The sequence below is a fragment of the Delftia sp. ASV31 genome (genome assembly GCF_016428765.1).
GTDB classification, from domain to species: Bacteria; Pseudomonadota; Gammaproteobacteria; order Burkholderiales; family Burkholderiaceae_C; genus Comamonas; species Comamonas acidovorans.
In genome coordinates this window covers 1-14,830 of sequence record NZ_JAELTK010000114.1, presented here as the reverse complement: position 1 = coordinate 14,830, position 14,830 = coordinate 1, and the positions used below count along the sequence as shown (strand labels likewise).

15 protein-coding genes are annotated in these 14,830 nt (G+C 69.3%); 6 read left to right on the top strand and 9 right to left on the bottom strand.

What is annotated here, in order from left to right:
• The 3 genes from JHD82_RS26385 to JHD82_RS26375 form a co-directional block, all read right to left on the bottom strand.
• A partial coding sequence (locus JHD82_RS26385) for a M48 family metallopeptidase (RefSeq protein ID WP_199139683.1) occupies positions 1-715 on the bottom strand: 715 nt, incomplete at its 3' end.
• Between the two features lie 60 nt (positions 716-775).
• Positions 776-1,747, bottom strand: a complete 972-nt coding sequence (locus JHD82_RS26380) for a DMT family transporter (protein ID WP_126311647.1) — start codon at positions 1,745-1,747, stop codon at positions 776-778.
• A gap of 71 nt (positions 1,748-1,818) precedes the next feature.
• On the bottom strand, positions 1,819-2,547 hold the full coding sequence (locus JHD82_RS26375; protein WP_013800199.1) for a helix-turn-helix domain-containing protein: 729 nt from the start codon (positions 2,545-2,547) through the stop codon (positions 1,819-1,821).
• Positions 2,548-2,633: 86 nt separating this feature from the next.
• Here JHD82_RS26375 and JHD82_RS26370 point away from each other — a divergent pair, with 86 nt between their 5' ends.
• The 3 genes from JHD82_RS26370 to JHD82_RS26360 all read left to right on the top strand — a co-directional run bounded on the left by JHD82_RS26370 (position 2,634) and on the right by JHD82_RS26360 (position 6,101).
• Entirely contained in the window at positions 2,634-4,004 is a 1,371-nt protein-coding gene (locus JHD82_RS26370) for an AmpG family muropeptide MFS transporter (protein ID WP_374191665.1), read from the top strand.
• Positions 4,005-4,108: 104 nt separating this feature from the next.
• Positions 4,109-4,867 carry a response regulator transcription factor gene (locus tag JHD82_RS26365; RefSeq protein ID WP_047218841.1) on the top strand — a complete coding sequence of 253 codons (759 nt, stop codon included), beginning with the start codon at positions 4,109-4,111 and terminating at the stop codon, positions 4,865-4,867.
• A gap of 7 nt (positions 4,868-4,874) precedes the next feature.
• Complete coding sequence (locus tag JHD82_RS26360) at positions 4,875-6,101, top strand: ATP-binding protein (protein WP_012202266.1); 1,227 nt, start codon at positions 4,875-4,877, stop codon at positions 6,099-6,101.
• Positions 6,102-6,116: 15 nt separating this feature from the next.
• Here the strand turns inward: JHD82_RS26360 and JHD82_RS26355 are convergent, their stop codons facing one another.
• Together JHD82_RS26355 and JHD82_RS26350 are read right to left on the bottom strand one after the other, a co-directional pair.
• A complete protein-coding gene (locus JHD82_RS26355; RefSeq protein ID WP_199139667.1) occupies positions 6,117-6,554 on the bottom strand; it encodes a hypothetical protein in 438 nt (145 codons plus the stop codon).
• 338 nt (positions 6,555-6,892) lie between these two features.
• The gene (locus JHD82_RS26350; protein ID WP_233174896.1) at positions 6,893-7,783 is read right to left on the bottom strand and encodes a LysR family transcriptional regulator; all 891 of its coding nucleotides are present in this window, start codon (positions 7,781-7,783) and stop codon (positions 6,893-6,895) included.
• 110 nt (positions 7,784-7,893) lie between these two features.
• Here JHD82_RS26350 and JHD82_RS26345 point away from each other — a divergent pair, with 110 nt between their 5' ends.
• Positions 7,894-9,282: an MFS transporter gene (locus JHD82_RS26345; RefSeq protein ID WP_199139665.1), complete on the top strand. Its 1,389-nt coding sequence runs from the start codon at positions 7,894-7,896 to the stop codon at positions 9,280-9,282.
• Positions 9,254-9,673 carry a DUF4440 domain-containing protein gene (locus tag JHD82_RS26340; RefSeq protein WP_199139663.1) on the top strand — a complete coding sequence of 140 codons (420 nt, stop codon included), beginning with the start codon at positions 9,254-9,256 and terminating at the stop codon, positions 9,671-9,673. The genes JHD82_RS26345 and JHD82_RS26340 overlap by 29 nt, the downstream gene beginning before the upstream one ends.
• 22 nt (positions 9,674-9,695) lie before the next feature.
• Here the strand turns inward: JHD82_RS26340 and JHD82_RS26335 are convergent, their stop codons facing one another.
• The 4 genes from JHD82_RS26335 to JHD82_RS26320 are packed head-to-tail and all read right to left on the bottom strand — an operon-like array spanning position 9,696 to position 14,009.
• The gene (locus JHD82_RS26335; protein WP_199139661.1) at positions 9,696-10,649 is read right to left on the bottom strand and encodes a glycosyltransferase family 32 protein; all 954 of its coding nucleotides are present in this window, start codon (positions 10,647-10,649) and stop codon (positions 9,696-9,698) included.
• Positions 10,646-11,683, bottom strand: a complete 1,038-nt coding sequence (locus JHD82_RS26330) for a glycosyltransferase family 2 protein (RefSeq protein WP_199139659.1) — start codon at positions 11,681-11,683, stop codon at positions 10,646-10,648. The genes JHD82_RS26335 and JHD82_RS26330 overlap by 4 nt, the downstream gene beginning before the upstream one ends.
• A complete protein-coding gene (locus tag JHD82_RS26325; protein WP_013800191.1) occupies positions 11,680-12,801 on the bottom strand; it encodes a glycosyltransferase in 1,122 nt (373 codons plus the stop codon). Before JHD82_RS26325 ends, JHD82_RS26330 begins: the two co-directional genes overlap by 4 nt.
• Positions 12,798-14,009 carry an O-antigen ligase family protein gene (locus tag JHD82_RS26320; RefSeq protein ID WP_307838121.1) on the bottom strand — a complete coding sequence of 404 codons (1,212 nt, stop codon included), beginning with the start codon at positions 14,007-14,009 and terminating at the stop codon, positions 12,798-12,800. The genes JHD82_RS26325 and JHD82_RS26320 overlap by 4 nt, the downstream gene beginning before the upstream one ends.
• A 200-nt stretch (positions 14,010-14,209) precedes the next feature.
• Between JHD82_RS26320 and JHD82_RS26315 the strand changes: the two genes are divergently transcribed.
• On the top strand, positions 14,210-14,830 hold a 621-nt coding region (locus tag JHD82_RS26315; RefSeq protein ID WP_374191664.1), incomplete at its 3' end, for a capsular polysaccharide synthesis protein.

The window sequence follows — 14,830 nt, the reverse complement described above, 5'->3', positions numbered from 1 at the left end:
GTTCCAGGCCCACGAGGTCGGCCTCACTCTCGTCGCCCCGGCTGAATTTCAGCGACAGCAGCTGGCCACCCAGGCGGGCCGCCGCATTGCCCAGGTCGCCCAGGCCCAGCAATTGGGCGCCCAGCGAGATGCCGATGCTGGTGGCCTGGTTCTTGGCCAACTGCTCGCGCGAGTGCTCGCGCAGCGCATGGGCCATTTCGTGGCCCATGATCATGGCGATCTCGTCGTCGGTCAGCTGCAGCTGGTCGATGATGCCCGTGTAGAAGGCGATCTTGCCGCCCGGCATGCAAAAGGCATTGATCTCCTTGCTGCCGATCAGGTTCACCTCCCAGCGCCAGGCATTGGCGCGCGGGTTCCATTGGGCTGTGTACGGAATCAGCCGCCGGGCAATGGTACGCAGCCGCTGCAGCTGCGGGTTGCTGTCGCCAGCCAGTGCGCCCTGGGCGCGGGCCTTGGCCAGCAGTTGCTGATACTGGTCGGTGGCGGCGCCTTCCAGCGTCTCGGCCGGCACCAGCTTGCGCAGGCCCGAGGCACCGCCTACCTGCACCTGTGCCGCCACCGGCGCCGTGGCCAGGCCCATGGCCGCCGCGCTGCCGGCCAGCAGAAAACCGCGACGCGCGCGCCAGGGCGCGCAGGCACAGCCCCAGGCGGACGGGGCACAGAGTTCGGAGGAGAGATGGGATGGCTGCTGCATGCCGCCAAGTCTAGCGGCCATGCATGCCTGAAACATGCGGAGAACAGCGCATCGTGAAGAGCGGCGCCGGCCTACAAAGAGTTACGCCATCTGCGCGGCCATCACGGCCCGCTGCGAGCGCATCTCGGCGCCGATCACCAGCATCAGCCCCGCCAGCACGGCCAGCAGCCCCAGCCACGATTGCAGCGGCTGCCGCTCGCCCACGACCCACACCGCCAGCACAAAGGCCGCCACGGGCTCGATCAGGCTCAGCGTCACGCCCGTGGGGCCCGAGATGCTGCGCAGCCCGATGGAAAACAGCATGTGCGCCAGGCCCGACACCACCACGCCCAGGTAGACCACCACCAGCACGGCCGCCAGGCTCCACTGCGGCAGGCCGCTTTGCACCAGCGCAATCGGCACCGCCATGCAGGCCGCCCCGGTGAAGACATAGAAATTCACCACGCGCGGCGACATGTGGGTGACCAGGCGCTTGTTGATCAGCGCATAGCCCGCGTACGACAGCCCCGCCAGCAGGCACAGGGCCAGGCCGCTCCAGGACAGCGTGGCGCCGCCCCGGGCCATCACCATGGCCGCGCCTCCCGCCACGCTCACCAGCGTGCCGGCCCACCACAGGGCAGACAGGGGCGCGCGCAGCACCAGCGCCTGCATCAGCCCGGCCCAGATAGGGCCGCTGCCAATGGCCACGGCCGTGCCCACGGCCACGCCCGTGAGCGTCACGCCCTCGTAGAAGAAGATGCTGTAGCCGCCGATTCCCATGGATGCCAGCACGAACCAGGCCGGGCGCAGTCCCAGGTGCACCGGGTTGGGCAGCAGCGGCTGGACGGGCGCCACGCCCTGCCCTGCCCGCCCGCGCAGCCTCCAATGGGAGACCGCCAGCAGCGCCCCCAGAAACAGGCTGGAGACGGCCAGCTGCGCGGCGCCCACCCAGAACGGCGACAGCCCGCCTGCGCCCAGGCTTTGCGCCGTGCCCGTCGTGCCCCACAGCACGGCAGCCACCGAAACGAAGGCGATGCCGACGGCGGAGGAAGAAGCGGAAGAATTGCGAACCATGGCGTCATGTTGCGCCTGGCGCGGCCGGGCATTTGTCGAGAAACGCTCGTAGTCCGGAGACTGTGAACGGGCTAGCCGCGCAGCTGCCGCGCGGTCACGCCCCGGTCGCGCCGCAGCGCATAGGCCAGCGCACTGGCCGACGCATAGCCGCAGCGCAGCGCCGTGGCCTCCAGGGGCAGGCCCCGCGCCAGCCCGCGCTCGGCCGCGTCCAGGCGAAGGCCGCGCAGCCAGGCCTGGGGCGGCTGGCCCGCCAGCTCCACGAAGCGCGCGTGAAAGCGCTGAGCGCTCATGTGGCACAGGGCGGCCAGCCGGGCCGTGGGCCAGTCCTCGTGCAGCGCGGCCTGCACCTGCGCGGCCAGCCCTTGCAGGTCCAGCCCGCGGCGCGCCAGCAGGCCGGGCGCCTGCAGCACCTGGGCCAGCTGCTCGGCGGCCGGGCCTTCCGACTCTCGGCCGCGCAGGGCGGGCGGCACGGAAAAGCGCCGCATCCGGTCCAGCCCCGGGCCGCTGGGCGCATCGATGACGAACACGCGCGAGCGCGGCGCCGCCAGGTAGCCGTGGTCCACGCCGGCGGGGATGAGCATGCCGCTGACGGCGTCCACAAAGGCGCTGCGCCCGCCCACCTCCAGCTCCATGCGGCCCTGCAGGGCATAGAGGATCTGCGCATGGCCGTGGGCGTGAGCCTGGTGCTCGCCGCTGTAGCTGCGCACCGAGCTGTGCGGCGCGAAGGCGGTATCGGTGGCATCGGCCGCGCCGTCTTGCGCGGCGGCATCGCTGTGGAGGGAAGAGAGGGTGTAGGCCATGGCGGCATCCTGTGCCCGCGATGGTAGCGCGCGCCAGTCCGCGCCACCATGGGCCCGATAATGGCCGCAGCCTGCCGCAGCCCAACATGACCGAGCCGTCCACCACCACCTCCTCCGCCCCTTCCACCCCCACTGAAGCGACCCGCCGCAGCTGGGCCCAGACCCTGCGCGTCTATGCCGAGCCGGCCAGCCTGCGCATGCTGGCCCTGGGTTTTTCGGCAGGCCTGCCGCTGCTGCTGGTGCTGGGCACGCTGTCGTTCTGGCTGCGCGAGGCCGGCGTGGACCGCACCACCATCGGCTACCTGAGCTGGGTGGGCCTGGCCTATGCCTTCAAGTGGGTCTGGTCGCCGCTGGTGGACCGCATGCCGCTGCCGCTGCTCACGCGCTGGCTGGGGCGGCGGCGCGGCTGGCTGCTGTTCGCGCAGATGCTCATCGTCGCCGGGCTGTGCGGCATGGCATTCAACGATCCGCGCGTCTCGCTCACGCCGCTGGTGTGGTGCGCGCTGGCCGTGGCCTTCGGCTCGGCCACGCAGGACATTGCGCTGGATGCCTACCGCATCGAATCGGCCGACACCGAGCGCCAGGCCGCGCTGGCCGCCACCTACCAGACCGGCTACCGGCTGGCCATGATATGGGCCGGCGCCGGCGTGCTGTGGCTGGCCGCCCGCGCCGAGGTGGCGGGCACGGCGGGCTACCAGAGCGGTGCCTGGCAGGTGGCCTACCTGGCCATGGCCGCCTCCATGGCCGTGGGCATGCTGACCGTGCTGCTCTCGCCGGAACCGGTGCCGCGCCCGCTGGCGCCTGCCCGCAATGCGGCCGAGTGGCTGCACAGCGCGCTGGTCGAGCCCTTTGCCGACTTCCTGGGCCGCTACCGCTGGCAGGCGCTGCTGGTGCTGGGCCTGATCGCCATCTACCGCATCAGCGACGTGGTCATGGGCATCATGGCCAACCCCTTCTACGTGGACATGGGCTTCACCAAGGACGAAGTGGCCGCCGTGACCAAGGTGTACGGCGTGATCATGACGCTGGCGGGCGCCTTCCTGGGCGGGGCGCTGGCCATGCGCTGGGGCGTGATGCGCGTGCTGATGCTGGGCGCCGCGCTGTCGGCCGCCACCAACCTGCTGTTCGCCTGGCTGGCCACGCGCGGCCATGACGTGAATGCGCTGGTCTGGGTGGTGAGCGCGGACAACCTGGCCGGCGGCATCGCCTCGGCGGCCTTCATCGCCTACCTGTCGGGGCTGACCAATGTGCAGTACTCGGCCACGCAGTACGCGCTGTTCAGCTCCATGATGCTGCTGGCGCCCAAATGGCTGGCCGGCTTCTCGGGCGCCTTTGTCGATGCGCATGGCTACGTGAGCTTCTTCCAGGCCACGGCCCTGCTGGGCCTGCCCGTGCTGGTGCTGATCGCGCTGGCCTCGCGCGTGCATGCGGTGCGGCCCGCGCAACGCGGCAGTTGAGCGGCTGGCCGCAGGCTGCGCTGTTTTACCGAACTTTACGCAAGCGACAAGCGCGGCTGACGGGGCGCTGCGAGCATCGTCGCAATACGACGCCAGGCCCCAGCATGAATACACTGCCCTCCATGAGTACGCACCATCTTCTGATGATCGAAGACGACACCCGCCTCGCGCAGATGGTGGGTGACTACCTGGGCAACAACGGCCTGCAGGTCACCCACATGGGCGATGCCCGCAGCGGCCTGGAGCAGCTGCAGCCCGCCGACGGCGTGGCCGGCGCCGACCTGCCCGACCTCGTCATCCTCGACCTCATGCTGCCCGACATGGACGGCCTGGAGGTCTGCCGGCGCATCCGCGCCCTGCCCGGCCCCGCAGCCCAGGTGCCGGTGCTGATGCTCACGGCCAAGGGCGATCCCATGGACCGCATCATCGGCCTGGAGATCGGCGCCGACGACTACCTGCCCAAGCCCTTCGAGCCGCGCGAGCTGCTGGCGCGCATCCGCGCCATCCTGCGCCGGCGCGGCGGCGGCGAGGGCACAGCCAACGCCCAGGTGACCACGGCGCTGCGCTTCGGCAGCCTGGAGATCGACCGCGACGCGCGCAGCGTCACCGTGGCGGGCCAGCCCTGCGAGCTGACCTCCTACCAGTTCGACCTGCTGGTCACGCTGGCCGAGCGCGCGGGCCGCGTGCTCACGCGCGACCAGATCATGGAGGCCGTGCGAGGCCGCGAGCTGGAGGCCTTCGACCGCTCCATCGACGTGCACATGGGCCGCATCCGCGCCGCAATCGAGGCCGACCCCAAGGCGCCCAAGCGCATCCTGACCGTGCGCGGCGTGGGCTACGTCTTCGCCAAGCAACAAGACTGACCGCTGCATGAAGCTGCTGTCCCTCTTCTCCCAGCGCCTGTACCTGCGCATCTGGTTGGCCGTGGTCGGCGGCGTGGCCGTGCTCACGCTGACGGTGGCATGGGCCTGGCAGATCGCGGCCGAGCAGAACGCGCAGAACGTGCAAAGCGCCAGCTCGCCGCCCTCGCGCGACGTGGCCATGCGCGACGGCCAGGGCAACGTGATCGCCCAGGGCCGTGCACGGCGCCTGCCCGGCTCGCCCGAGGAGGGGCTGCGCTTCGAGATCGAGGGCACGGACGGCCAGACCTACATGCTTCACATGGCGCCGCGCCCGCCGCGCGGTGACCGCCCGCCGCACGACGGCGCCGCCGCCTTCTGGCTGCGCCCGCCCTTTGGCTTTCTGTGGCTGCTGGGCCTGGTGGGCGTGGCCGTGGCCGTGGGCGTGTTCCCCATCATCCGCCGCCTGCTCAAGCGGCTGGAGAACCTGCAGCGCGGCGTCAAGCGCTTTGGCGAGGGCGACCTGTCGGTGCGCGTGCCCGAGCACGGCAGCGACGAGGTGGCCGACCTGGCCCACCAGTTCAACGCCGCCGCCGCGCGCATCGAGACCCTGGTGACCTCGCACAAATCGCTGCTGGCCAATGCCTCGCACGAGCTGCGCTCGCCGCTGACGCGCATCCGCATGGGCCTGGAATTCATGGGCGACGACCCGGCCAGCGCCCGCGCGCGCGCCGAGATCCAGCGCAACATCAGCGAGCTGGACCAACTGGTGGACGAGATCCTGCTGGCCAGCCGGCTGGAGACCTATGAAGGCGACGTGGGCACGATCGAGCCCGTGGACCTGATCGGCCTGGCCGCCGAGGAATGCGCGCGCGTGGATGCCGACCTGGACCTGCAGTCCACCGACGCGCTGGAAGTGCCCGGCATCTCCAAGCTACTGCGCCGCGCCGTGCGCAACCTGCTGGAGAACGCGCGCCGCTACAGCCAGGGCGCCATCACGCTGGAGCTGGCACGCCAGGACGCCATGGCCGAGATCCGCGTCTGCGACCATGGCCCCGGCGTGGCGCCGGCCCACCGCGAGCGCATCTTCGAGAAGTTCTTCCGCCTGCCCGGCGCCAGCGAGCGCTCGGGCGGCGTGGGCCTGGGCCTGGCCCTGGTGCGCTCCATCGCCCAGCGCCACGGCGGCAGCGTGCACTGCGAAGGCCGCGCCGACGGCCAGCCGGGCGCCTGCTTCGTGCTGCGGCTGCCGCTGGCCTGAGCTGCCGCCTGCGGCTCAGCCGCGCCGGTGCTGCCACTCCACACGTTCCACCAGGTCCCTGAGCAGGTCGAAATACCAGCGGGTGCGCTTGAGCAGGCGGCCGTAGCGCGAGCGGGGGAAGCGGTAGGCGCCATCGGCCAGTTCGATGGCGCAGGCCGCCAGGTGCCACTGCTGCTCGAACGCCTGGTGGCTGTCCGGCGGGTCGGCGCGCATGCGGCGTATGTGCGCCAGCGCCAGCTCCACCGCGCATTCCACGTCGAACTGGCGGGCCTTGCGGTCGGGCTTTTTGCCACAGACCTCGGCCAGGGTGACCAGCCGCCCCTCGATGACGACCAGACAGACATGCATGGCCTGCCACGCGCTGGGCCAGTCGGAAGGCCTTGCGGCTTGCGACCGCTTGGGCAAAGGCTGCGCCTGCACTGCCGCGCCGGCAGTGTTTTTGCGGGATGTCATGGGGTCAGCCCTCCTGTCGGAAAAGGCCGGACAAGGTGAATACGTTCATGGCTGCAGCTCCTGGTTGAGACTGAAGAACCACGCGCTGCGTTTCTACGCACAACGGGTGGAGTGTGGCGGTTAGAAACATGGAACCAGCCATGCGGACATCCTTACGGGTAGCCCCCACCACACCCCATAACTTGCGGACGTGCGCAAGCGCACATCCTGAAATTGGGTATGACAAAGCCCCGCTTTACGGTGGGGGCTGCACGCTGGTTCAAAGGTGTTTCTACGCACCGGGCCTTTCGGCTTGCGGGCAGTTTAACGGGGCCAGGGCCGGCCGGCCAGCCGAGCCCTCAATCCCGGCCCAGGTGCTCGCACAGGAAGTCGATGAACACGCGGGTCTTGCGCGGCAGGTGGCTGCTGTCGGGAAAGACCACGCTGATGGGCTGGGGCGGCAGGGCGTGGTCCGGCAGCACGCGCTGCAGCACGCCGCCGGCCAGGTCGTCCTCCACAAACCACGCAGGCAGCACCGCCACGCCCAGCGAGGACCGGGCCAGGGCGCGGATGGCGGTGGAGGAGTTGGATTGGTGGGCCGCCCGGCCCACCACGTCCACGCCCTGGCCGCCGGCAGTGCGCAGCGTCCAGGCCGTGGGATGGGCGAGGTTGCTGTTGGCAATCCAGGGCAGGTCCGCCAGGTCTTCGGGCTGGCGCACGGGATGGCTGCGCAGGAAGGCGGCCGAGGCCACCAGCACGATGTCGTAGCCGGCCAGCCTGCGGCTTTTGAAGCTGGAGTCCGCCAGGTGGCCCAGGCGCACGACCAGGTCCAGCTTTTCGGCCACCAGGTCGCTCAGTGAAGAGTTGACGTCATAGGCCACCGAGATGCCCGGGTAGCGCTCCAGGAAGGCCGGGATCAGCGGAAGAATGTACTTCTCCCCGTATTCGCTGGTGGTGCTGATGCGCAGCCGGCCCGCGATGCGGTTGCCGCTGTGCATGGCGTTGTCGAAGGCGCTGCCCACGTCGCGGACGATGCCCTTGAACTCGTCGTAGAACTCCCGCCCGGTTTCCGTCAGGGCGATGCTGCGGGTGTTGCGCACCAGCAGGGCCACCGACAGCGCCTCTTCCAGCGATTTCACGTGCAGGCTGGCCATGGCCTTGCTGATGCCCAGGAAGTCCGCCGCCCTGGTGTACGAGCCGAAATCCACCACGGCCAGAAACGTCTGCGCGCGGTGGAGCAGCGTGTGCATGGCCGTGCTTGTGGGGGTCATTGTTCAATCCAGTCAAACAAAGAGTCCAGCATAGCCCCATCGACGTGGCCGCCCGCGCTCTTTAGTCTTGCCCCTCCTGAAAGCGCAAGATGACATACCGATACCGCCTGGCCACCGTTTTCCTGATGGGCTTCTTCGTCGACTGCATCAACATCTTCATGCCCGCCGTCGCGCTGCCCACGATTGCGGCCGAGTTCCATGTGGGCATCTCGGCCGGAGCCTGGGTGGCCAATGCCTACATGCTGGGACTGACGCTGGCCATTCCCCTTGCCCCCTGGCTGGCCGACCGCTGGGGCGCGCGCGGGCTGATGGCGGGCTCCATGCTGGCCTTCGCCCTGGCCGCCTGGGCCTGCGGCGAGGCGGGCAGCTTCGGCCAGCTGGTGGGCTGGCGCTTCATCCAGGGCATGGCGGGCGGCCTGGTGATCCCAGTGGGCCAGGCCCTGGCCTTCAACCGGTTCCAGGGGCCGGAGCGCGCGCGTGTCTCCACGCTGGTCATGGCCGTGGCGCTGATCGCACCGGCCCTCTCGCCCTGGCTGGGCGGGCTGATCGTGGACCACGGCTCCTGGCGCTGGGTGTTCCATTCCAATATTGCGCTGGCCCTGGCCGCCGCAGTCCTGGCCTGGCTGTGGGTGCGCGATGCACCGGCCACGGCCCGGCAGCGGCCCGACCTCAAAGGCCTGGTGCTGGTCAGCGCCGCGCTGGCCGCCTGGCTGCTGGGCATGTCGCTCTATGGCGCAGGCCAAGGCTCGGGCCAGGGCCTGGCGCTGGCCTGGCTGGGCATGGCGGCGGGCCTGGCCTTCACGGTGCTGTATGCCATCCATGCCCGCAAGACCGCCCACCCCATTGTGGAACTGCAACTGCTCAAAAGCCCGCGCCTGCGCATGTCGGTGGCCGTCTACCACGCCATTCCCGGCGTGTTCACGGGCGTGAACCTGCTCAACATCTTCTACCTGCAGGACATGCTGCACCTGAGCGCGCAGGCCACAGGCCGATTCATGATGGTCTACGCCGGCGGCGCCCTGGTGTCCATGCTGGTGGGCGGCCGGCTGTACAACCGCGCGGGCGCACGGCCCCTGTTCATCGCCAGCATGGTGCTGCACAGCCTGGGCATTGCGGCGCTGGCCGCCGTGGCGGCCCCTGCCGACCCCTGGCTGCTGGCGGCCGCCTACGGCCTGATGGGCCTGGGCGGCGGCCTGGGGGCCAATACCGCGCAGACGACGGCGCTGCTGGACTTCGACGGCCGGCAGACGCAGCAGGCCAGCGTGATCTGGAACCTCAACCGGCAGATGGCCTTCAGCGTGGGCGCTGCGTTTTTCCTGATGGTTTTCAACACGCTCGCCACCCGCCTGGACGCAGGCCGGGCCTATCACATGACGTTTCTGATCGCATCGCTGGCAGGGCTTGTACCCCTGCTGCAACTGCGATCGCTGCACACTCCCAAGGACCACCATGCAAGACAACAAGCCCATCGACCGTGACATTGACATCGGCATCGCCGAACGCAGCATCCACCGGGTGCACGAGCTGATCCACACCGTCTTCACCCAACCAGCGCGCGCACAGGAAGCGCTGCAGGCGCTGCTGCCCCAGTTCAGCCCGGAGTTCAGCATGGTGACCACCACGGGCAGACTTGTCGGCCTGGACGATGTGGAGCAGATGTTCCGGCGCGCGGCCGGCCAGCGGCCCGGGCTGGAGATATCCGTCTCCGACATGCAGCCCGTATGGCGGGACGCGGCCGGCCTGGCCATGCGCTATCTGGAAACCCATCGCCTGGACGGCGTGGAGACCTCGCGCCGATCAGTCGTGATCCTCAAACGTGCGGGCCAAGGGGTGCTGTGGCATTACCTGCATGAGACGGCCCTGGGCTGATGGCCCAGACCGCGCTCGCCGCTCAGCCCCGCAGGTAGCGGTCGGCGATGCTGCCGGGCACGTAGAGGCCGCGCTCCAGGTAGAAGTCCAGCTTCTTGCGGTCGGGGGCGCGCAGCTTGATCAGCGGCACGGGCGCCTGTTCGGTGCGGGAGAACATCAGGCGGATCTTGAGCGGGGTGCGGCCCCAGTTACCCTGCACGTGCAGGAAAAAGGGGCCGTCCTCGGCCTTGGCCAGCCGCAGGCGGTAGCTGCCGCCGGCGCGCAGCACGCGCTGCATGGCCAGGTGCATGCTCAGGTAGGCGGGCATGTCTATGCCCTGGCGCAGTTGCTCGTATTCGCCGGCCTGCTGGAGCTGGGCGATATAGGCCTCGCCCGTCTGCGGCAGGACCTGTTCCACGTATTCCTTGTGCAGGGCCGCTATGAAGGCGCTGCCCGGAGGCGCGGCCATGAGCCAGTTCTCGACCACGGGCACCTGCGGGTCGCGGGTGTAGCGCTCCAGGTAGTAGGCGACGAGGTCGGCGCCGCTGCGCTGCTGCTGCTCCAGCAGCCAGTCCAGTGGCTCGGTGAGGATGGTGCTGGCATCCAGCCAGATGCCGCCATGGCGGTGCAGCAATTCCAGCCGCAGCCAGTCCGAGCGCTTGGCCACGGGCAGTTGCTGCAGGTTGCCGGGCAGTTGCGGCACGTACTGCGGCAGTTGCGCGTCGTTGAGGATGCGCAGGCTGTAACCGGGGTTCAGACGGGCCCAGTTGTCAAAGCAGCGCTGTATGAGCAGGGGCACCGAGTCGCCATTCCAGTAGGCCCAGATGATGCGGGGTATGGGCGTGGAGACGGGCACGGGCGCCGCAGGCCCGATGTCGTGGCTGCGGAAGTCGGGCGCGGGGCCCTTCTCCAGGCGGCGTGCGAAGGTGGCGTAGAAGCGGCGCATGCCGGCCGCCAGCCACAGCTCGCCCCGGGTTTTCAGTTTCAGGCCGCTCATGCGTGGGCTCCCGGTGTTCCCAGTTGCTGCGCGCGGCGCTCCCAGCTGCGCAGCTTCCATGCGCGCAGCCACCAACCGCGCCGCAGATAGGCCTGGCGCAGGGCGGGCAGGGACAGCGGCGAGATGCGGCCGAAGTCCGCCAGGAACTGCTGCGCCAGCGCCTGCCGCTGCGCGGGCGGCATGTCCCGCTGCCGGTCGAGAAAGCGCAGGGCGCCGATGAGGTTGCGCGCGGCCTGGTGCGCCCAGGCGAAGTGCAGGCGCCCGTCGTTGCGCAGCGCATCATCCTGCAGGGCTTGCACGGCCTGCGCCAGCGGCCACAGGGCGGCGGACTGGTCTGCCGCCTTGGCAGGCGTCATGGACGCAAGGATGGAGTTGGCACGCTGCCGGTAGGCCACCCAGGGCTGGGGGCAGTAGTAGAAGCTGCTGCAGCGCAGCGCCATCTGCGGCATGGTCATCATGTCTTCGAAATAGCGGCCTGCAGGAAAGCGCAGGCCCGCATCCCACAGGCTGCGGCGCGAGATCTTGGACCAGGCATGCAGCTGCCCCGTGCGCAGCAGGCCGGCCAGCAGGGCGCCCCGGTCCTGCGAGCGCTGCAGCGTGGGGCCCTGGAAGCTGTGCCGGTGCGCCTCGCCGCGCAGGCGGTGCTTGAGGCGCGGGGCCTCGCGCCAGACGGAGAAGTCGCAGAGCACGGCATCGGGCGCATGTTGTTTCACGATGGCCGACAGCCCGGCAATCGCGCCGGGCAGCAGCTTGTCGTCGGAGTCCAGGAACCACAGGTAGTCGCCCGTGGCCGCATCGATCATGGTGTTGCGCGCCGCGCTCAGGCCGGCGTTGCGCTCATGCTGCATGAGCTGCAGGCGGCCGGGCCAGCGCTGGTCCAGCTGCTGCATCAGGGCCCAGGAGCCATCGGTGGAGCAGTCGTCCAGCACCAGCACCTGCACGCCGGCATCGGACTGGTCCATGACGGACTGCAGGCATTCCTCCAGGTAGGGGAGCACGTTATAGACGGGCACCAGGATGCTGAGCCAGGTCACGGACGCTCCCCCTGCAGCAGGCGGGCGAACAGGTCTTCGTACTGGCCGGTCATGCGCTGCAGGCTGTAGTGCGACAGGGCTTCCTGCCGCGCGGTGGCGGCCATGCGCACGGCGGCCTCGTCATCCTGCAGCGCCTGCTGCAGGGCGTCGGCCAGCGATTCAGGGTCGGCGTGCGCGGCCAGCAGGCCGTTGTCGCCGGGCCGCACCACTTCCTGCACGCCCACCACGCGGCTGCCCACCACCACGCAGCCCGCCGCCATGCCTTCCAGGAGGGACAGGGGCATGCCCTCGTAGTGCGTGGACAGCACGCAGACGCGGTGCGCGCGCAGCAGGCCGGGCACGTCGTTGCACATGCCGATGAATTGCACCTGGTCCTGCAGGCCCAGTTCGGCGCTGAGCCGCTGCGCTGCCTGCTGGGCGCGCGCCTTGCCGCCGCCGGCAAGGGTCAGCGTGGGCTTGAGGCCGCGCTGGCGCAGCACGGCCAGTGCGCGCAGCAAGGTGGCATGGTCCTTTTGCCGCGCAAAGCGCGCGGCCATGACGATGTCCGGCCGGCGCTGCAGCAAGGGGGGCGGCTCCTGCAGATAGGGCTCGGGCCGGATGCCGTTGCTGATGGCCATCAGCTTGGCCGCAGGAAAGCCGCGGTCCTGCAGGCTCTGGCGCACGCCTTCGGAGCAGCCGACGATGGCGGCCGTGCGCTCGGTCAGCCACAGGGCCTGCGCCAGCCGCCAGCGCGTGTAGCGCTCGCGGGAGTTGTGTTCCACATGCACCAGGCAGGGCACGCCGGCCCACAGCGCGGCAAAGCGGCCCCAGAGGTGGTCGCTGAACCCATGGGCGACCACGATGTCCGGCCGGAAGTCCAGGCAGATGCGGCGCAGCTGCCAGACGGTGGCGGCATGGGACCAGCCGGCGACCACGTCGACATCGATACCGCCGTCGCGCAGCTTCTGCACGCGTTCATCGGAGGTATTGCGCTTGCGCCGCAGCACCAGCCGGGCGTCGAAGCGGCCCGATGCGCGGTGCGCCGACACCAGATCCACCGCCACCTGGGTGGCACCCGAGAAGCCGCCCGTCACGAAGTGCAGCACCCGGGGCCGGGCCGTGGTGGCGCGCTCCGTCACCGCACGGCTCCGCTGGCCCTTTCCAGGCCATGCAGCGATGACCACAGGGCCACCACGAGGAAGACGAAGAAGACGATGCCGCTGTTGTGCACGAAAAATTGCTGTGACATGCCGAACGCCAGGTACATGGCTGGCATCAGGCTGCCCAGGATACGCAGCAGCAGGGCCTCGCGCCAGGGGGTGCTGTCCGCAGGCCACAGCGCCATGCGCCGCCGCGAGGGCCAGAACAGCCACAGCAGCGAGATGAACAGCGCTGCCTGCAGCAGAACGCCCGGCACGCCGAGCTTGACCCAGATGTCCAGGAAGTCGTTGTGGATGAAGTTGTATTCGCGGATGGACTGGCCATAGCTGCCGGCGTCCACGCGCCGGTGCATCTCGTCCACATAGCCCTGCATGCCCCAGCCCAGCAGCGGCTTCTCGCCGATCATCTGCACGGCCAGCCGGTACTGCTCCAGCCGGGTGCCCAGCGAGGTGTTGGAGTTGCCGGCATAAAGGTAGGTGCTCACATCCAGGTAGACCTCATCCACGCGCTCGCTGACGCGCGGGATGAAGGCCATCACGGTGGCCAGCGCCACCACAATTGCAGCGCAGCCCAGCAACAGGCGCCCGAAGTACTGCGGGCGGTACATGCGCACCAGCACCATCAGCATGAAGAACATCGGCAACAGCGCCAGCCACCCGCCGCGCGAGCCCGACAGCAGCGAAGCCAGCGCCCCCAGCGCGGCGGCCGCCAGCACCAGCAGGCGCCAAAGCAGGGAGCGCTGGTGCCAGAAGGACACGGCATAGATGCAGGAGAAGCAGCCCAGCAGCAAGGCCATGTTGCCCCACTGGATGGCATTGGTGTAGCCCGTGGCCCGCTCCATGCCCAGCACGCAGACCTGCCACAGGGCCATGAAGCCCGCGCCCGCGCTGCCCAGCGGTATGCCCCACAGGAAGATCCGCGCCGTGGGCGGATAGCACATGGCGAACAGCAGGCTGACCGCGCCCAGGATGAATTTCACGGGCCGGTCGAACTGCCCGGTGCCCCCGTCCAGCACGGACAGGAAGTACCACATCACCGCCATGCCCAGGAACAGCGCGACCAGCAGCCAGGTGCCGTTGGACTGCCGGTATCTGACCCAGCGAGGCAGAAAACACAGGGCGCCCAGGACCATGAGGCCGGCGCCATAGGAATAGCCCGAGCGCAGCCACAAGGCCAGCCCGGGCACCAAAATAGCGGCCAGGGTCGTGAGGAGCCCTGGCAGCTTCGACTTGTCAAATCTCATCAAGACCGCAACTTTCTGCCCCAAAATGCGGGCATTCCGCTTTCCATCCGCTCATGAAAAAAATTCCTGCGGTCTTATTCAGGCTGCTCCATCGCTGGGCGGCGCCTTCCAAAATCGGCGCAGATTACACCATGCCTGCGCCCTTGCAGCTGCCCCCATCGCCCCCGGCAGCCGATGGTCTTGCAGCGGAAATCCCGAAAACGATCTGGACGTACTGGAACCAGTCCGGCCTGGATCCCTTCGTCCAGCAGTGCGTGGACAGCTGGCGGCGGCAGTGCCCGGATCACCAGGTCATCGTCGTGACGCCAGACAACCTGGGCCAGTACGTCGCCTGCGGCGACCTTCCTGCGGCGTTTGCCGAACTCCATCCCACCAAGCAATCGGACTGGCTTCGCCTGTACCTGGTGGCACACCACGGCGGCTACTGGTTCGACGCCACCACGCTGCTGACCGCGCCGCTGGACTGGATGAGCGCCTGCCCCGGCGCAGGCGCTGCCGAGCTGGCAGGCTTCTACCTTGAGGGCTTCACCAGGGACAGGCGCTACCCCGTGATCGAAAGCTGGTCATTCTGCGCTCCGGCCGACTCGCGCTTTGTATCGGAATGGCAAAAGGAGTTTCACCAGGCGCTGATCGTGGACGGCCCCGAGGCCTATCTGCAGCGCCTGCAGTCGCGGCCCGACGCCGCCGAGGTGCTGCAGGGCATTCCCGATCCAAATTACCTTCTGATCCATGTCGCGGCCCAGCAGGTGATGCGGCGCCTGCCC

Bases quoted from the DNA above. Each gene is read 5' to 3' on its own strand.
- JHD82_RS26370 (WP_374191665.1), top strand. From the start codon at position 2,634: ATGACCGAGCCGTCCACCACCACCTCCTCCGCCCCTTCCACCCCCACT.
- JHD82_RS26365 (WP_047218841.1), top strand. From the start codon at position 4,109: ATGAATACACTGCCCTCCATGAGTACGCACCATCTTCTGATGATCGAA.
- JHD82_RS26340 (WP_199139663.1), top strand. From the start codon at position 9,254: ATGCAAGACAACAAGCCCATCGACCGTGACATTGACATCGGCATCGCC.
- JHD82_RS26380 (WP_126311647.1), bottom strand. From the start codon at position 1,747: ATGGTTCGCAATTCTTCCGCTTCTTCCTCCGCCGTCGGCATCGCCTTC.
- JHD82_RS26360 (WP_012202266.1), top strand. From the start codon at position 4,875: ATGAAGCTGCTGTCCCTCTTCTCCCAGCGCCTGTACCTGCGCATCTGG.
- JHD82_RS26345 (WP_199139665.1), top strand. From the start codon at position 7,894: ATGACATACCGATACCGCCTGGCCACCGTTTTCCTGATGGGCTTCTTC.
- JHD82_RS26335 (WP_199139661.1), bottom strand. From the start codon at position 10,649: ATGAGCGGCCTGAAACTGAAAACCCGGGGCGAGCTGTGGCTGGCGGCC.
- JHD82_RS26355 (WP_199139667.1), bottom strand. From the start codon at position 6,554: ATGACATCCCGCAAAAACACTGCCGGCGCGGCAGTGCAGGCGCAGCCT.
- JHD82_RS26375 (WP_013800199.1), bottom strand. From the start codon at position 2,547: ATGGCCTACACCCTCTCTTCCCTCCACAGCGATGCCGCCGCGCAAGAC.
- JHD82_RS26350 (WP_233174896.1), bottom strand. From the start codon at position 7,783: ATGCACACGCTGCTCCACCGCGCGCAGACGTTTCTGGCCGTGGTGGAT.